Source organism: Streptomyces sp. NPDC054842 (assembly GCF_053611025.1).
In genome coordinates this window covers 54,161-69,884 of record NZ_JBSGZN010000008.1, presented here as the reverse complement: position 1 = coordinate 69,884, position 15,724 = coordinate 54,161, and the positions used below count along the sequence as shown (strand labels likewise).

Genomic DNA, 15,724 nt, shown 5'->3' with positions numbered 1-15,724 from the left:
CACCCCCCAGGGTGAATTCGGTATCGGTTCGCTTACAGACGGCAACCTCTGCGCCCTCAGGGCAGTCAGACGGTGCACACAGTCGTACGCAGACAGACAGCCAGACAGACAGACGCGGAGTACGAAACGCACTCTCGGGGAGCGCATATGTACATCAGGGGCGACCACGCCGAGCTGGTCGTCGGGGGCCGCCTCGACGTCCGCAGCGCGGCGGACGCCCGCACGGTCCTGCACTCGGCCGTCGACGACGGAGTCGGCGACCTGGTGCTGGACCTGTCCGAGCTGGACTCCTGGGACGCCACCGGACTCGGCGTCATCATGGGAGCCCACCGACGCGCCGGGCGGTGCGGCCGACGGCTCGTACTCCGCGGCGTACCGGCACAGATGCAGCGCCTGCTGGTCGCGACCCGGCTGCACCGCATCCTCGCCATCGAGGGCGGCATCGGCGTCGAGTCACTGCCCCGGGTCTGACGCGACGCACGAATCGTGTCCTCGCACGCAATCCTCACGAAGCTGTGATGTCTCGGGCGGCGCGGTACCCCGGCTGTTCCTGGATACTGAGCGAAGGTTTAGGGTTCGCCTGCCCGCCGTCGGAACCCCTGGAGCGGGCACCGGACCAGAAGCGACAGCGCGGTGTGCACCAAGGCCGGGAGGGGCTCGGCACACGACGCTTTTGGGGGGCAGGACATCATGGACCCGAACACCCGGGAACCCGCAGAGTACGGTCATGACGACGACGGCCGGGCGCCTCGGCAGCGTCCGCCGCGCGAAGCGCTGACCAGCGACTTCGGCCAGCCCGCACCGGCGCTCGCCCGCACCGTCCAGCTCGTGACGGGCGACTTCCTGCTCACGGTCAACCCCGTCGACGGCAGCGAGATAGAGAACTGCCCGCCGGGACAGCGGCCCCCGAAGCCCCCGAAACTCAGCGCCGACGAGCGCGCCGAACGCGACCGCGCGGCCCGTCCGCCCGTGCCGCCGGGACCCGCGCAGGCCCGGCTGCCGCTCCTGGAGCGCCAGGAGGAGCGCGAGCGCCTCGTCCGGCTCCTCGCCCGCGGCCGCTCCGTACGCCTCACCGGCCCCGCCGGCTCGGGCCGCACCGCCCTCCTGGACGCCGTCGCCGACGACTGTGCCGACCTCGCGCCCGACGGCGTCGTCCGGCTCAGCGGCTACCGGCGTACGGCCGCCGACCTGCTGCACGACCTGTTCGCCGCCGTCCACGACGCCCCCCGCCACCGGCCCGGCCGGGACGAACTGCTCGGGCTCGTCCACGAGATCGGCGCGGTCGTCGTCCTCGACGACCTGGAGTTCGGCGGCAGCGCGCTCGACGAACTGCTCGACGCCACCCCCGAGTGCGCCTTCGTCCTCGGCGCCACGCCCGACGTCCCCGCGCCGTCCGCCGACTCACTCCTCGAAGAGGTGTTCCTCCCCGGCCTCGACCGCGCGGGCAGCCTCGATCTCCTCGTACGCGCCGTCGGCCGCACCCTGACCGAGGACGAGTCGAACTGGGCCGGCGACCTCTGGTTCGAGTCCGAGGGCCTCCCGCTGCGCTTCGTCCAGGCCGGTGCCCTGCTGCGGCAGCGCGACCGGCTGCGCGCCGGCCCCGAGGGCGCCGACGGCTTCGGCTACTACGACGACGCCCCCGCCGGCCCGCCCGTCGACGCCGAGGACGCGCCCGCCGTCCCGCTGCCCTCGCTCGCCGAGGGCGCCGCGCCCGCCGCGCTGCTCGCCTCCCGGCTCAGCGAGTCGGCGCGCGCCACCCTGCGCTTCGCCCTCGCGCTCGGCGGCGAGGTGCCCCACCAGGCCCACCTGCCCGCCCTCGTGGGCGACACCCACGCCGACGCCGCCCTCGCCGAACTCGCGGGCTGCGCCCTGGTCTCCCCGGTCGGCTCCCGGTACCGGCTCGCGGCCGGCGTGCAGGCCCAGCTGGAGGCCGCCGGGTACGCCGACGACATCGAGGAGCACGCGCTCACCGCCGCCCGGCACTACACCTGGTGGGCCGGTCACCCCTCCGTCACCCCGGACCGGGTCTGCGCGGAGGCGGACGCCGTCCTCGCCGCGCTGACCCTGCTGGTGCCCCTCACCACCGCCCCGCTGGACGACGAGGAGAGCCCCGCCGTCCAGCTCGCCCGCACGGCCGCGCCCGCGTTCGCCGCCGGCCTGCACTGGAGCGCCTGGGAGCGGGCGCTGCGGTCCGGCGCCGAGGCGTCCCGGCTCGCCGGCGAGGTCCCCGACCAGGCGTACTTCCACCACGAGCTGGGCGTCCTCGCGCTGTGCGGCGGTCAGTTCGACCGCTCGCGCGCCGAACTGGAGGCGTCCATCGGGCTGCGGGGCGCCCTCGCCGACAAGCGCGGCACCGTCGCCGGCCGCCGCGCCCTCGCACTGGTCGCCGACCGCTCCGGCGCCCTGCTTCCCGCCGTGCTCACCGCGGCGGGCGAGGAGGTGCCCGGCCCGCGGCACGAGGAGCCCGCGTCGCCCCCCGGCGGCGTACCGGCCGCGTTCGCGCTGCCCGCGCCGCCCGAGCCCTCGACCCTCGTGACCCAGCGGCCCGCCGCCACCACGTCCGCCCGCCGGACCGGCGGCGTCAAGGGCCTGGTGAGCGGGACGCGCCGCAACCTGGTCGCCGCCGGCTCGGGCGCGCTCCTGGCCGCCGTGCTGGGCACCGTGGTGACGCTCGGCATGACCTCCGACAAGAACGACGACCCGTCCGACCGGGTCGGCGTCAACCCCACGGCCACCCGGGGCGCCGAGGACGACAGCCTCGGCGCGGACAAGACCGACGAGGACTCCGGGGACGCGGGCGCGTCGAGCGAGCCGACCGATCCGGGCCCGGACGGCAGTTACGGGACGTCGGACGACCCGACACCGTCCGACACCGGAAAGCCGTCGGACGACCCGAGCGGCACGAAGGGTTCGGAACCGTCGAAGTCGCCGTCCAAGTCGGCCACCACCAAACCCTCTTCGCCGAAACCGACCTCGCCGAAGCCGTCGACCACCAAGCCGCCGGCGAGCCACTCGCCGTCGCCGTCACCGTCCCCGTCGAGCGGCACGCCGTCGGCGCCCGCCACCTCGAACTCCGCGAGCGGTCCGGCGACCAGCTCCGCCAGCGGGCCCGCCGGCGGCGCGGACGGTGCTCCGCTGATGTGAGCCGGGAGCGCGAACAGCGGAAGGGCCGGGTCCGCGGACGGACCCGGCCCTTCGCGCGCCCGGCGCCCGCCGGTGCCCGTCTCTAGAACAGCCGCAGCTTGTCGTCCTCGATGCCGCGCAGCGCGTTGTAGTCCAGGACCGTGCAGCCGATGCCTCGGTCGGTCGCCAGGACCCGGGCCTGCGGCTTGATCTCCTGCGCGGCGAAGATGCCGCGCACCGGAGCGAGGTGCGGATCGCGGTTCAACAGCTCCAGATAGCGCGTGAGTTGCTCCACGCCGTCGATCTCGCCGCGCCGCTTGATCTCGATGGCGACCGTCTGGCCCTCGGCGTCGCGGCACAGGATGTCGACGGGCCCGATGGCCGTCATGTACTCGCGGCGGATGAGCGTGTAGCCCTCGCCGAGCGTCTCGATGCGGTCCGCGAGCAGTTCCTGGAGGTGCGCTTCCACGCCGTCCTTGATCAGGCCGGGATCCACGCCCAGCTCGTGCGAGGAGTCGTGGAGGACCTCCTCCATCGTGATGATGAGCTTCTCGCCCGCCTTGTTGACGACGGTCCACACGCCGTCCTCGTCGCCCGACCCCTCCTTCAGCGTGCAGGGCGGCGACATCCAGTTGAGGGGCTTGTAGGCCCGGTCGTCCGCGTGGATGGACACGCTGCCGTCCGCCTTCACGAGGATGAGGCGGGGGGCGGACGGGAGATGGGCGGTGAGCCGGCCCGCGTAGTCGACGGAGCACCGGGCGATGACGAGACGCATGGTCGGCAACGCTACTCGAAGGGCACCTGTGCACGCGATTCGCCCGCGTCCCGCCCGTCCCGTCCGCCCCCCGAGCGCTTTCGAACACGCCTGTTTGCCCTGGAAAACCCGTGTTCGGTACTGGCCGATTGTGTGCCTACCGGTTGCCCGCTGTGTGGGCATTCTCCTGGTGCCGCCCTCATCCGTTGCTTACCGTATAAACGGGAGGTCGCGACGCGTGTACGCAGCGTGTCTGATGTCGTGGTCTTCCGCCCTGTCCGTCAACCCCCGTTCCCGCGGGGGTGCGAGAGGAGAACCCATGTCGCTCGACGTCTCACCGGCCCTACTCGAACAGGCCGAGCGAGGCGAGGTCGACGAAGCTGACTTCGTCGACTGCGTCCGGACCTCCCTGCCCTACGCATGGGAGATGATCAGCTCCCTGGTGGCCCAGCTGAAGGTGGACGGCGGCAACTTCGCCGACAACCAGACGCCGCCGCCGGACGAGCAGGCGCGTGGCCAGCTGCTGCGTGCGCTCGCGAGCGACGCCATACGCGGCGCGCTGCAGCGGCACTTCGGAGTGCGACTGGCCTTCCAGAACTGCCACCGGGTCGCGGTGTTCCCGTTGGACGCCACGGTGGACGACACGCTGGCACGCTTCACGTCGGTCCGCAGCCAGTTGCTCAACCAGTCCCCGGAGTTCCGGGACTGCTGACGCACTGAGCCGCACGGCTTGCCGCTCCGTACGCGGGAGGTGCATCTGTACCGGGGCGGCAAGCTCCCCGAACGACCGGGCCGTTCAGCCGAGATGCGGGAGCACCTCGGAGCCGAGCCGCCGTACGTTCTCCTCGGTCGTCGCCAGATCGCCCGAGCCCTCGACCAGCAGGGCGAAGCGTGAGATGCCGGTGCGCTCCGACGTGGCCGCGAGCCGGTCGGCGCACAGCCTCGGCGTCCCCACCGGGTGCAGCCCGCAGAGCAGTTCGGTGTACGCCCAGGGGTCCCGCATGCTGCGGGCGCGGCCGTCCACCGTCACATGCGCGTCCAGTCCCTGTTTCAGCCAGCCGGGCATCGCCTTGAGCAGCGTCTCGACCGCGTCGGTGCGGCGGTCGGCGATCTGGCAGACGCCCGCCGAGACGTGACCGGCGCCGACGACCTCCTCGGGCGGGCGTCCCGCGGCGCGTGCGTGCCGCCGCCAGAACGCGACCATTTCGGCCTTCTCCTCGTCGCCCACGTGCATCCCCAGGAGCATCGGCAGTCCGCGCTCGGCGGCGAGCCGGACACTGGCCGGCGAGGTGCAGGCGACGACGACCTCGGGGCCCGCGGCACCGCTCAGGTCCTCCGACGGCCGCGGCACGACCGGGACCTCACGGAAGGGGAACCGCTCACCGGTGCCCGCCACGGACGGCTCGCGCAGCCAGCGCACCAGCAGATCGAGTGATTCCGGGAACCCCTTCTCGTACGCCTCCAGGCCCGCGCCGAAGACCTCCAGGTCGACCCAGGGGCCGCCGCGGCCGACGCCCAGCGAGAACCGCCCGCCGGACGTCACGTGCAGCAGCGCGGCCTGCTCGCCGAGCGCCACGGGGTGCACGGTGGGCAGCACGCTCACCGCCGTGCCGACCCGGATCCGGTGGGTGCGGCCGAGCAGCAGCGCGGCCAGCGTGACGGCCGAGGGGCACGTCCCGTACGGCACGAAGTGGTGCTCGGCCAGCCACACCGAGTCGAGTCCCGCCTCCTCGGCGACCTCCGCCGAGCGCACCGCGCGGTGCAGCGCCTCCCCCTGGCCCTGACCCGGGAACTGGGCCGCCAGTACAAAACTTCCTACGCGCATCGCACTCCTGCCTCCTTGGCACCGACGCGGAGCTTCCCCACCGGCATAACCCCCTGACACGTGCCGAAGACACGGGTTGCCAGGGAGATTTGCGGATTGTCTGCGGAATGGGCCGGTCGATGGGGGTCGGAGGGGGTTGGTGGAGTACGCGTACCCGGGCGGCCGCCGCGTAGGCTGGACGCGGCTCCCGCTCCCTGTATAGCTCCGTGAGGTGTCCCGTGTCCCCGCGTCGCAATCGTCCGAAGGGCGCCGGCTCGCCCGGCCCGAGCGGTTCCGCGGACCAGGACGAGCGGTCCGGCCGCTACGGGGGATGGCAGTCCACGGAGAGCTGGCGCGGCGAGGAGTGGAGCGTACGCCACGTGGCGGGCGCGGGAGCCCAGGGAAAGACGTACCGCTGCCCCGGCTGCGACCAGCTGATCCCCTCCGGCGTCCCGCACGTGGTGGCCTGGCCCGAGCACTCCGGGGTGGACGAGCGGCGCCACTGGCACAAGGCCTGCTGGAACGCGAAGGACCGCCGCACCTCGCGGGCGCAGCGGTCCCGTAACGCGCCGAGGTTCTGAACCCCGTACCTCCCGGCGGCCGTCCGCCTCAGACGTCGCGGCGCTCCAGCAGGACGAAGGCGCCGGCGATGGCCGCCGCGGTGACCCCGGCGAGCAGGCCGAGCTGCGCGGTGCCGCCGCCGTCCTCGCCGTCCAACTGGAAGATCTTCGCGAGGGCGTTGGGGGCGTTGTAGTCCATCATCTTCTCGCCGAGGGTGCGCATGCTCTCGGACATCATCAGGAACGCGGGCATGATCGCGGGCACCAGCACGACACCCAGCATCGTGGTGATCGCGCCGGCCGAGTGCCGCAGCATGGAGCCGACGGCGAGCGCCAGCACCCCGAGCAGCGAGACGTACAGCGCGCCCTTGAGGACCGTGCCGCCCCACTCGTTGTCCGACGAACCGCCGTGCAGGCCCGACGTGGTCAGGCCGACCAGCCCGATGGCGAACGCGGAGACGACGAACGCGACCGCGAAGAAGATCAGCAGCTTCGCGGCGAGCACCCGGTGGCGCTGCGGCGAGGCCGTGAAGGTCGTGCGGATCATGCCCGTGCCGTACTCGGACGAGACCACCAGGACGCCCAGCGTGATCAGGCAGATCTGCCCGAGCATCAGGCCGAAGAAGGCCGGGATCGTGTACGGGACGTCGGTGTAGTCCGCGTCGCTCGTCTGGGCGGCCACCAGGAAGCCGATGCCGATCACCAGCAGCAGGAACACGCCGAGCGTCCACATCGTGGAGCGCACCGACTTGATCTTCGTCCACTCGGAGGCGAGGGCGTGCCCGAGGTGGGTGCGGGTGACCGGGATCGGCGAGGTGTACGAACCGCCGGGCCCCGCCTGCCAGTTGGGGGCGGGAGCCGTCTGCTGCGGCATCGGGGGCTGGGGCGTGCTCATCGGGAGTCCTCGCTGTCGCGCTTGTTCAGGTCGGGAGCGGCAGAGGGCGCGGCGGGTGCCGCGGAGGGCTGTGCGGGCGCCTGCGGGGCGGGCTGGGCGTACGGGTTGTGCTGACCCGGGCCGGGGGCCGCCGGGGCGCCGTAGGGGCCCGCGGGCGGCTGTCCCTGGGGCATGGCGAACGGCTGGCCGCCCTGCTGGGGCGGCGGCGGCGCGTACCAGCCGGGCTGGCCCTGGCCCGGCACCGGCATCTGCTGCGGCGGCATCCCGGGCGGCAGGACGCCCGGCGGCAGCTCCTGCTGGAGGCCGGCCTTCTGGTCGATGGTCGAGCGGTAGTCGACGGCGCCCTGCGTCATCCGCATGTACGCCTCCTCCAGCGACGCCTGGTGCGGCGACAGCTCCCACAGGCGTACGTCGGCGGAGTGCGCGAGGTCGCTGATGCGGGGGAGAAGCAGGCCCATCACCCGCAGCGCGCCGTCCTGCTCGGGCAGCACCTGGCCGCCGGCCTCGGTCAGCGCGGCCGTCAGCTTCTCGCGCAGCTGCGGCTCGGTGTCCGGGGTGCGGACCCGGGCGAAGTCGGCCGAGTTGTGCGAGATGAAGTCGCGGATGTTGGAGTCGGCGAGCAGCTGGCCGCGGCCGATCACGATGAGGTGGTCGGCGGTGAGCGCCATCTCGCTCATCAGGTGCGAGGAGACGAAGACCGTACGGCCCTCCGCGGCCAGGGACTTCATCAGGTTGCGCACCCAGAGGATGCCCTCCGGGTCGAGGCCGTTGACCGGCTCGTCGAAGAGCAGCACCTGGGGGTCGCCGAGGAGGGCGGCGGCGATGCCGAGCCGCTGGCCCATGCCGAGCGAGAACCCCTTGGACCGCTTCCTTGCCACGTCCTGGAGGCCGACGACGCCGAGGACCTCGTCCACCCGGCGGGCCGGGATGCCGGAGAGCTGCGCGAGGCAGAGCAGGTGGTTGCGGGCGTGCCGGCCGCCGTGCACGGCCTTGGCGTCGAGGAGCGCGCCGACCTGGCGGGGGGCGTTGGGCAGCTTCCGGTAGGGGTAGCCGCCGATGGTCACCTGCCCGGAGGAGGGGTTGTCGAGGCCGAGGATCATGCGCATCGTCGTCGACTTGCCCGAGCCGTTGGGCCCGAGGAAGCCGGTGACGGCGCCCGGCCGCACCTGGAAGGAAAGGTTGTACACGGCCGTCTTGGCGCCATAGCGCTTCGTCAGGCCGACTGCCTCGATCATGCTCCGCACCCATCGAAAGGTTCAGGACGACGGGGCACACGCCCCCGTAAGGGTTAGGAGGATATCCGGGCGCCGGCGGTTCCACTCAAGAGACGGTAAAACGACGCAGGTCACGCGGGTGCGCGGTCAGCCAGGCGTGTCTTTCCTTGTCAGGTACGTGTCGTACCTGGTCAGCGGTGTTCCGGAAGCGGACGATCCGCCGCCGGACGTCACGCGTCCCGCTTCCTCAGCAGCACGTAGCCGCCGACGAGCGCCACCGCCACCCACAGCAGCATGATGCCGAGCCCGCCCCACGGACCGTACGGGGTGTCGTCGTCCAGCGGGGTCACCACCCGCAGGATCCTGCTGCCCGCCTGGTCGGGCAGGAAGCGGCCGACCTTCTTGGTGGCGGACACGTTGCCGAGGATGGCCGAGATCAGGAAGAAGAACGGCATCAGAATGCCGAGCGAGAGCATCGGACTGCGCAGCATCGTCGCCACGCCCATCGAGAACACGGCGATCAGCGTCATGTAGAGACCGCCGCCGATCACGGCGCGCAGGACGCCCGGATCGCCGATCGACGCGCGGAGCGACCCCAGCGCCGCCTGCCCCAGGAAGAACGTCACGAAGCTGGTGAGGAGCCCGACCAGCAGCGCGAGACCGGTCGCCACGGCGATCTTGCTGAACAGGAACGTGCCGCGCTGCGGCACGGCTGCCAGCGAGGTGCGGATCATCCCGGTGCTGTACTCGTTCGAGACGACCAGCACACCGAACACGATCATCGCCAGCTGGCCGAGGCTCATGCCCGCGAAGCTGATGAACGTCGGGTCGAAGGACAGCCGGTCCCGCTCGCTCATGTCGTCGAACTCGTTCTTCGACAGCAGCGAGATGAGGATGCCGAGCGCGACCGTGACCACCAGGGCGAGACTCAGCGTCCAGACCGTGGACGCCACGGAACGGATCTTGGTCCACTCGGACCTGATGACCTGCGTCGCCGCCATGCTCAGCCCCTCTTCCAGTCGCCGCCCCAGCCCTGCCGCCCGTCCACCGGTGCCGGCGGCGGCGCCCCGGCCGGGTCGAGCGGGGTGTCGGCGTGCGCGTGGTACTCCACCGACTCCGCGGTCAGCCGCATGAACGCCTCCTCCAGTGATGCGCGCTGAGGACTCAGCTCGTGCAGCACCAGCCGGTTCCGCCCGGCCAGCTCACCGATCTCCTCCGACCGCACTCCGTCCACCTCCAGCACGCCGTCGCCCGCCTCCAGGACCGCGATGCCCGCCCCGTGCAGCACGTCGAGCAGCTCCTCCCGGTGGGGCGAGCGGATCCGCACGTACGAACGCGAGTTCTGCGCGATGAAGTCCGCCATGGACGTGTCCGCGAGCAGCCGCCCCTGGCCGATCACGACGAGGTGGCCCGCGGTGAGCGCCATCTCGCTCATCAGGTGCGAGGAGACGAAGACCGTACGGCCCTGCGCGGCGAGGGATTTCATCAAGTTCCGGATCCAGTGGATGCCCTCGGGGTCGAGGCCGTTGACCGGCTCGTCGAACATCAGGATCCGCGGATCTCCCAGCAGCGCGCCCGCGATGCCGAGCCGCTGACCCATGCCGAGGGAGAACCCCTTCGCCTTCTTCCGGGCGACCGAGGTGAGCCCCACCGTGTCGAGCACCTCGTGCACCCGCCCCCGCGGGATGCCGTTGCTCTGCGCCAGACACAGCAGGTGGTTGAAGGCACTGCGCCCGCCGTGCATCGCCTTGGCGTCCAGCAGGGCACCGATGTACCTCAGCGGGTCCTTCAGCCGGTCGTAGCGCTGACCGTCGATCCGGACGTCGCCCGAGGTGGGCCGGTCGAGCCCGAGCATCATCCGCATCGTGGTGGACTTGCCCGCGCCGTTGGGACCGAGGAAGCCGGTGACGATGCCCGGCCGGACGGCGAACGTGAGGTTGTTGACCGCCACTTTCTCGCCGTACCGCTTGGTCAGCCCCTCGAGCTCGATCATGCGGCCACCGTAGAACGGGCCCCCTGGGCCTGCCACCGCAGACGACGCGGCCGGGTACGACGAGGGCCCGCACCTCCGCCTGGGAGGCACGGGCCCTGCTGTCGCTGTTCCTCGCCGCCGGCTAGCGGGACTGCTGCGCCGGGACCCCACGCGAGATGGGCTCGTCCTCGGCCGGCGTGCCGGCCGCGGCCACCGCGGCGCCCGTGAGCGTCGCCAGCATCTCGCGGACGTTCGTGAGCTGCGCGTTGATCGAGTCGCGGCGGTTGGTGAGAGCCGCCAGCTCGCGCTCGGACTCCGAACGGATGCGGTCCGCCTTGGCGTTCGCGTCGGCCACGATGTCCTCGGCCTGGCGCTGAGCGGTCTCCACCGTCTGACGGGCGCGGCGCTCGGCGTCCGTGCGCAGCTTCTCGGCCTCCAGGCGCAGCTGCTCCGCGCGGTGCTCGATCTCCGCGAGACGCTTCTCGGCCTTGGCCTGACGGGACGCGAGGTCGCGCTCCGACTGCTCGCGGCGCTTCGCCAGGTTCGTCTCGAAGTCCGCGGCGGCCTGGGCGGCCTTGGCGCGGGTCTCCTCGAAGAGGGCGTCCGCCTCCTCGCGCTTCGACTGAGCGTCCTTCTGCGCCTCGGAACGCAGCTGGGAGGCCTCGCTCTTGGCCTTCTCGACGATCCGGACGCCCTCGTCCTCCGCCTTGGCCTTGCGGTCCGCAGCGAACGATTCTGCGTCGTTGCGCACCTGCTGGGCCGCCGACTCGGCGAGCTCACGGTGCTGCTCGGACGCGCGACGGGCCTCCTCGCGCAGGTCCTTCGCCTCCTCCTCGGCGAGGCGGAGGATCTTCTCGACGCGCGCGCCGAGACCCGCGTACGACGGCTCGGCGTCGCTGACCTGGGCCTGGGCGTTCTGCGTCTCGAGGTGGAGTTCCTCGATGCGCTTCTCGAGAGCAGTGATACGGGCCAGAGCGCTGTCACGGTCGGAGACGAGCTTCGAAATGCGTTCGTCCACCTGAGCGCGGTCGTACCCACGCCGCACAAGCTCGAAGCCGTAGGGGGAAGTGTCGCTCATGGGGTTCCTGTCGAATGAGACCGGTGAGGTGATAGAAGGAATCCTAGGGGCCAAAGCGGTGTGTCATCGAGCGGATACGTGTTTGATCTGGAGAATGACACTCCTTTCGGGTGGCTGGCTGTCCGAGAGCTTGCCAGCGGCTGTCAGGAAGGTCCTGGCCAAGCACGTGACCGGTGTCCCGGGCCGGGCTCTGTCGTGGGGATCGGGCCCGCCGTGACAAACGTTCCGTCCCGGCCGACCTGTGCCTGCCGGACCCCGCGACGCCGGCCTGATCCAACGACAGGCCCTAGCCCTCCGACGTCTTGCCACCCGAACGGGGCGCACCGACGGCGGCGCCGGCCTTGACCCCGCCGTCCTTGGCCGCGGACGGCGCCTCGAAGGACTCCAGCGCCTCCAGGACGTCCTGGACCCGCGAGATCTCGGCGTTGATGTCCTCGCGCCGGCGGACCAGCACGTCGAGTTCGCGCTTGCCCTCCTCGACCATGCGCCGCGCCTCCTGCTCGGCGTCCGCCTTGATCTTCGTGGCCTCGGCGACGAGTGAACTCTTCTTCTGCTCGGCCTCCTTGAGCAGCCCCTCCGCCTTCTTCACGGCGGCGATCCGCACCTTGCTCGCCTCGGAGTTGGCCTCCGCGACCAGGTCCTTCGCCTTCGCCTCGGCCTTCGCGAGCTGCTCCTCGGCGGCCTTCACCAGCGCGTCGCAGCGCTCGCCGGCCGTCCGCATCGCCTCCGCGGACTCCCGGCGGGCCCGGTCGTGCAGCTCCTCGATCTCCGAGGTGATGCGATCCCGCAGCTCCTCCGCGCGCTCCCTTATGGCGGTCGCGTCCCGGCGCGCGCCGACCAGCAGCTCGTCGGCGTCCGTACGGGCCCGCTCCACCAGGGTGTTGCCCTCCACGGTCGCCTCGGACACCAGGCGCTCGGCCTCGTTGCGGGCGGCGCCCACCATCGTGTCGGCCTGCCCCTCGGCGTCCGCCGTGGTCTTCTGCGCGGCCTGCTGCGCCTCCGAGAGGAGCTTGTCGGCCTCCGCCGCCGTCTCCGAGATGAGCGTGTCGACCTGCTCGGCCGCCTCGGAGCGCCGCTTGTTGGCCTCCTTGCGGGCCTCGTCGAGCGTCTGCTCGGCCTTCTCCCGCGCGGCCGCCGTGACCCGCTCGGCCTCCGCCGCCGCCTCCGCCTTGACGCGCTCCGCCTCGGTGCGGATCCGCTCCGCGTGCTGCTGCGCCGAGCCGACCGTCTCCGCGGCCTCCGCGCGCAGCCGCTCCGCGTCGCCCGTCGCGTCCGAGATGAGCTTCTCGGCCTTCGAGACGGACTCCGTACGGACCCGCTCCGCCTCCGCGGCCGTCTCCGCGGTCAGGCGCTCCGCCTCGGACCGCGCCTCGGTGATGAGGGTGTCCGCCTGCGTCGCCGCGTCCGAACGGATCCGGTTCGCGTCCTCCCGGGCCTCGGCGCGGGTGCGCGAGGCGTCCTGATCGGCGTTCGCGATCGTGTCGGACGCCTCCGTGCGGGCCCGCTGGGCGTGCTCCGCGGCGTCCGAGCGCAGCCGCTCGGACTCGGCGATCGCCTCCGCGACCGTCCGCTCCGCGAGCGCCTTCGCGGCCTCCGACTCCTCGGACGCCTCCCGCCTGACCCGCGACGCGTCCTCGGAGGCGCGCTCCCGCTCGGCGTACGCGTCGGCGCGGACCCGGTCCGCCTCCTGCTGCGCCTCCGTGCGCGTACGGTCCGCCGCGTGCTCCGCGGCCGAACGCAGCCCGGCGATCTCCTCCTGAGCCTGCTCGTGCAGCCCGGCGACGGCGTCCCGCACCTGCTGCGCGGTCTGCTCGGCGCTGGTGACCATCTCGGTCGCGCGCCGGTCGGCCTCCTCGACCAGCCGTACGGCCTCGGCCTGCGCCTCGTCCACCCGGGTGCGCGCGGACGCCAGCAGCTCCTCGCTCTGCTCGCGGGCCCGCTCGCGCTCCTGGTCCGCCTCCTGCCGCGCCGAGCCGAGCACCTCCTCGGCCTCGCGACGGCGCCGGGCGGCCTCCTCCTGCGCGGCGGCCAGCGTCTCCGCGCCCTCGGCCGCCAGCCGCTCCGCCGCGGCCTGCGCCTCCGCGCGTACCCGGTCGGCGGTGTCCTGGGCCTCCGACTTCAGCCGCTCGGCCTCCGCCGCGGCCTCCGAACGCAGCCGTACCGCGATGTTCTCGCCCTCGGCGCGCGACGCGGACGCGTCCGCCGCCGCCTCCGTGCGCAGCCGGTCCGCCTCCGCCTCGGCCTGCGCCTGAAGCGTCCGGATCCGCTCGGCGGCCTCCGTGCGCAGCCGCTCCGCCTCCTCGGCCGCCTCGCGGCGGATCCGCTCGGCCTCCGCACGGGCGTCGGTCAGCGCCTGCTCGGCCGCGACCACACGCTCCTCGGCCTCCGTGCGCAGCCGGCCCAGCTCTTCCGCGGCCTCGGCCTGCCGGGCGGCGACGGCCCGCTCGGTCTCCTCGCGCAGCTCGCGCGCGACCCGCTCGGCGTCCGCCTTGATGCCCTCGGACTGCTCGACGGCGTCCGCGCGGTGCCGCTCGGCCTCGGCGCGGGTGCGCTCCAGTGTCTCCTCGGCCTGCCGGCGCAGCGTCGTCGCCCGCTCGATGGCCTCGGTGCGCACCCGCTCGCTGTCCGCCGTGGCGGTCGTCCGCAGCTCGTCCGCGTCCGCCTTCGCCTTGGCCAGCAGCTCCTCGGCGGTCCTGGCCGCCTCCTCGATCTGCTGGACGGCCTCGCGCCGCGCCTCGCCGCGGATCCGCTCGCCCTCGGAGACCGCGTCCGCCCGCAGCTGCTCGGCCTCGCCGCGCAGCCTGCGCGCCTCCTCCTGCAGCTCGACCGTCTTGGCCCGGTACTCCTTGGTGTCGTCCTTCGCCGCGCCCTTGAGCTCCTCGGCGATGTCGTGCGCCTGGGCACGCAGCCGGTCCGCCTCGGCCTCCGCCTCGGAGCGGATCCGCTCGGCCTCCTCGGTCGCCGCCCGGGTGGTCTTCTTGGCGTCCTGCGACGCCTTGTCAAGCACCTCCTCGGCCGTCCGCGCCGCCTTGGCGAGCTGCGAGGCGGTCTCCTCGGCGGTGAGACTGCGCGCGTTCTCCTCGGCCTCCGCGATGATCTTCTCGGCCGCCGCCTTGGCGTCGGCGACGAGCTGCTCGGCGTCCGCCTTGGTGGTCTCGGCCTCCTTGGTGGCCTCGCTGACCAGCCGGGCGACCTGCTCCTTCGCGGTGCGGGTGCGCTGCTCGTTGGCCGACTCCGCGCCGGACAGCGTCCTGGCGGCGGCGTCCTTCGCCTCGGCGACCAGCTTGTCGGCCTCGGCACGCGCCTCGCGCAGGGCCTTCTCGGCCTCCGCCATCCGCTGCTCGGCGGTCCGGCTCAGCTCGGTGGCCTGGCGGCGCGCGGCGTCCGACTCGGTGGCGGTGGAGCTGCGCAGCTGCTCGGCGTGCTCGGTGGCCTCCTGGGCCTGCGACGACGCGGCGTTCAGCAGCCGCTCGGCGTCCGAGCGGGCCCGGCGCAGCAGCTGCTCGGCCTCCGCGCGGGCCGCCTCGGCGTCGTTCGTCAGCCGCTGGCGGGCCTCGGCGGCGATCCGCTCGGCCTCGGCACGGGCCGCGGCGAGCGCCTGGTCGGCCTCGGTCCGCGACTCCTCCAGGAGCCGGCGGGCCTGCTGCTCGGTGCGGGCCCGCAGCTGCTCGGCCCATGCCACGTTCTCGTTGACGTGCGACTCGACGGTCTGCCGGCGCTCGGCCAGCTCCTGGTCGAGCTGCTGGCGGCGGGTCACCGCCTCCTGGTGCAGCTCCGCCTGGAGGCGCGCGGCCTGCTCGGCGTGCTCCTGGAGGATGCGCTGCGTCTGCGCGCGGGCCTGGCTCAGCTCCCGCTCGGCGTCCGCGCGCAGCTGGTCGGCCTGGATCTGGGCGTTACGGAGCAGCTGCTCGGCCTGGTAGCCGATGTCCGCACCGTCGTAGGCAGGACGGGTCGCCAGACTGCGGCGCGCCTCGTGCAGCTTGGCGCGCAGCACCTCGACCTGATAGCCGAGGTCCTCGGCGTGCTGGACGGCCTTCTCCCGCTCGGTCTTCAGCCGCTCCATCTCGGCCTCGAACCGAGAGAGGTGGTCGACGTCAGCCGCCGGCTCTCGCTCCTGGCGTTCGTAGCCCCGCACTGCGCGGTCCCATCCGTCCCCTGGTCGCAAGTCTTTCCGAACGAGCTCCGTCCGTCCGCCGAACGGGGCCCCCGGGGAATGGTGTCAGATCAACGGCGGAGCATGGGCTGCTGCCCCGACGCTCGCCCCCCGAAACCTGGACCCCGGCCCTCGGTCCTGTCGCAGACAGAACCCGGGGCCGTGTCCAAC

At 72.9% G+C, this 15,724-nt stretch carries 12 protein-coding genes; 4 read left to right on the top strand and 8 right to left on the bottom strand.

Annotation, left to right across the window (positions count from 1 at the left end):
* Positions 1-147 precede the first annotated feature (147 nt).
* Complete coding sequence (locus tag ACWGIS_RS08650; protein WP_453361654.1) at positions 148-471, top strand: STAS domain-containing protein; 324 nt, start codon at positions 148-150, stop codon at positions 469-471.
* Positions 472-690: 219 nt separating this feature from the next.
* The gene (locus ACWGIS_RS08645) at positions 691-3,144 is read left to right on the top strand and encodes an ATP-binding protein (RefSeq protein WP_453361653.1); all 2,454 of its coding nucleotides are present in this window, start codon (positions 691-693) and stop codon (positions 3,142-3,144) included.
* Positions 3,145-3,226: 82 nt separating this feature from the next.
* Here ACWGIS_RS08645 and nucS read toward each other — a convergent pair whose 3' ends face one another.
* Entirely contained in the window at positions 3,227-3,898 is a 672-nt protein-coding gene (gene nucS, locus ACWGIS_RS08640; protein WP_355791422.1) for an endonuclease NucS, read from the bottom strand.
* 298 nt (positions 3,899-4,196) lie between these two features.
* On the opposite strand from nucS, the gene ACWGIS_RS08635 reads away from it, so the two are divergent.
* Positions 4,197-4,589: an SCO5389 family protein gene (locus tag ACWGIS_RS08635; RefSeq protein ID WP_355791419.1), complete on the top strand. Its 393-nt coding sequence runs from the start codon at positions 4,197-4,199 to the stop codon at positions 4,587-4,589.
* A gap of 84 nt (positions 4,590-4,673) precedes the next feature.
* Here ACWGIS_RS08635 and ACWGIS_RS08630 read toward each other — a convergent pair whose 3' ends face one another.
* The gene (locus ACWGIS_RS08630) at positions 4,674-5,702 is read right to left on the bottom strand and encodes an LLM class flavin-dependent oxidoreductase (RefSeq protein ID WP_453361652.1); all 1,029 of its coding nucleotides are present in this window, start codon (positions 5,700-5,702) and stop codon (positions 4,674-4,676) included.
* A gap of 218 nt (positions 5,703-5,920) precedes the next feature.
* Between ACWGIS_RS08630 and ACWGIS_RS08625 the strand changes: the two genes are divergently transcribed.
* Positions 5,921-6,262 (top strand): ATP/GTP-binding protein, encoded by a 342-nt coding sequence (locus ACWGIS_RS08625; protein WP_453361651.1) that lies wholly within the window; start codon positions 5,921-5,923, stop codon positions 6,260-6,262.
* Between the two features lie 28 nt (positions 6,263-6,290).
* On the opposite strand, the gene ACWGIS_RS08620 is transcribed toward ACWGIS_RS08625, so the two are convergent.
* The 6 genes from ACWGIS_RS08620 to scy form a co-directional block, all read right to left on the bottom strand.
* Positions 6,291-7,136 carry an ABC transporter permease gene (locus tag ACWGIS_RS08620; RefSeq protein ID WP_453361650.1) on the bottom strand — a complete coding sequence of 282 codons (846 nt, stop codon included), beginning with the start codon at positions 7,134-7,136 and terminating at the stop codon, positions 6,291-6,293.
* Complete coding sequence (locus ACWGIS_RS08615; RefSeq protein WP_453361649.1) at positions 7,133-8,371, bottom strand: ABC transporter ATP-binding protein; 1,239 nt, start codon at positions 8,369-8,371, stop codon at positions 7,133-7,135. The genes ACWGIS_RS08620 and ACWGIS_RS08615 overlap by 4 nt, the downstream gene beginning before the upstream one ends.
* Positions 8,372-8,580: 209 nt before the next feature.
* Positions 8,581-9,351 (bottom strand): ABC transporter permease, encoded by a 771-nt coding sequence (locus tag ACWGIS_RS08610; protein WP_453361648.1) that lies wholly within the window; start codon positions 9,349-9,351, stop codon positions 8,581-8,583.
* Between the two features lie 2 nt (positions 9,352-9,353).
* Complete coding sequence (locus ACWGIS_RS08605; RefSeq protein ID WP_453361647.1) at positions 9,354-10,343, bottom strand: ATP-binding cassette domain-containing protein; 990 nt, start codon at positions 10,341-10,343, stop codon at positions 9,354-9,356.
* Between the two features lie 121 nt (positions 10,344-10,464).
* Positions 10,465-11,400, bottom strand: a complete 936-nt coding sequence (locus tag ACWGIS_RS08600) for a cellulose-binding protein (protein ID WP_453361646.1) — start codon at positions 11,398-11,400, stop codon at positions 10,465-10,467.
* A gap of 286 nt (positions 11,401-11,686) precedes the next feature.
* Positions 11,687-15,535: a polarized growth protein Scy gene (scy, locus tag ACWGIS_RS08595; RefSeq protein WP_453361645.1), complete on the bottom strand. Its 3,849-nt coding sequence runs from the start codon at positions 15,533-15,535 to the stop codon at positions 11,687-11,689.
* Between the last annotated feature and the right edge of the window lie 189 nt (positions 15,536-15,724).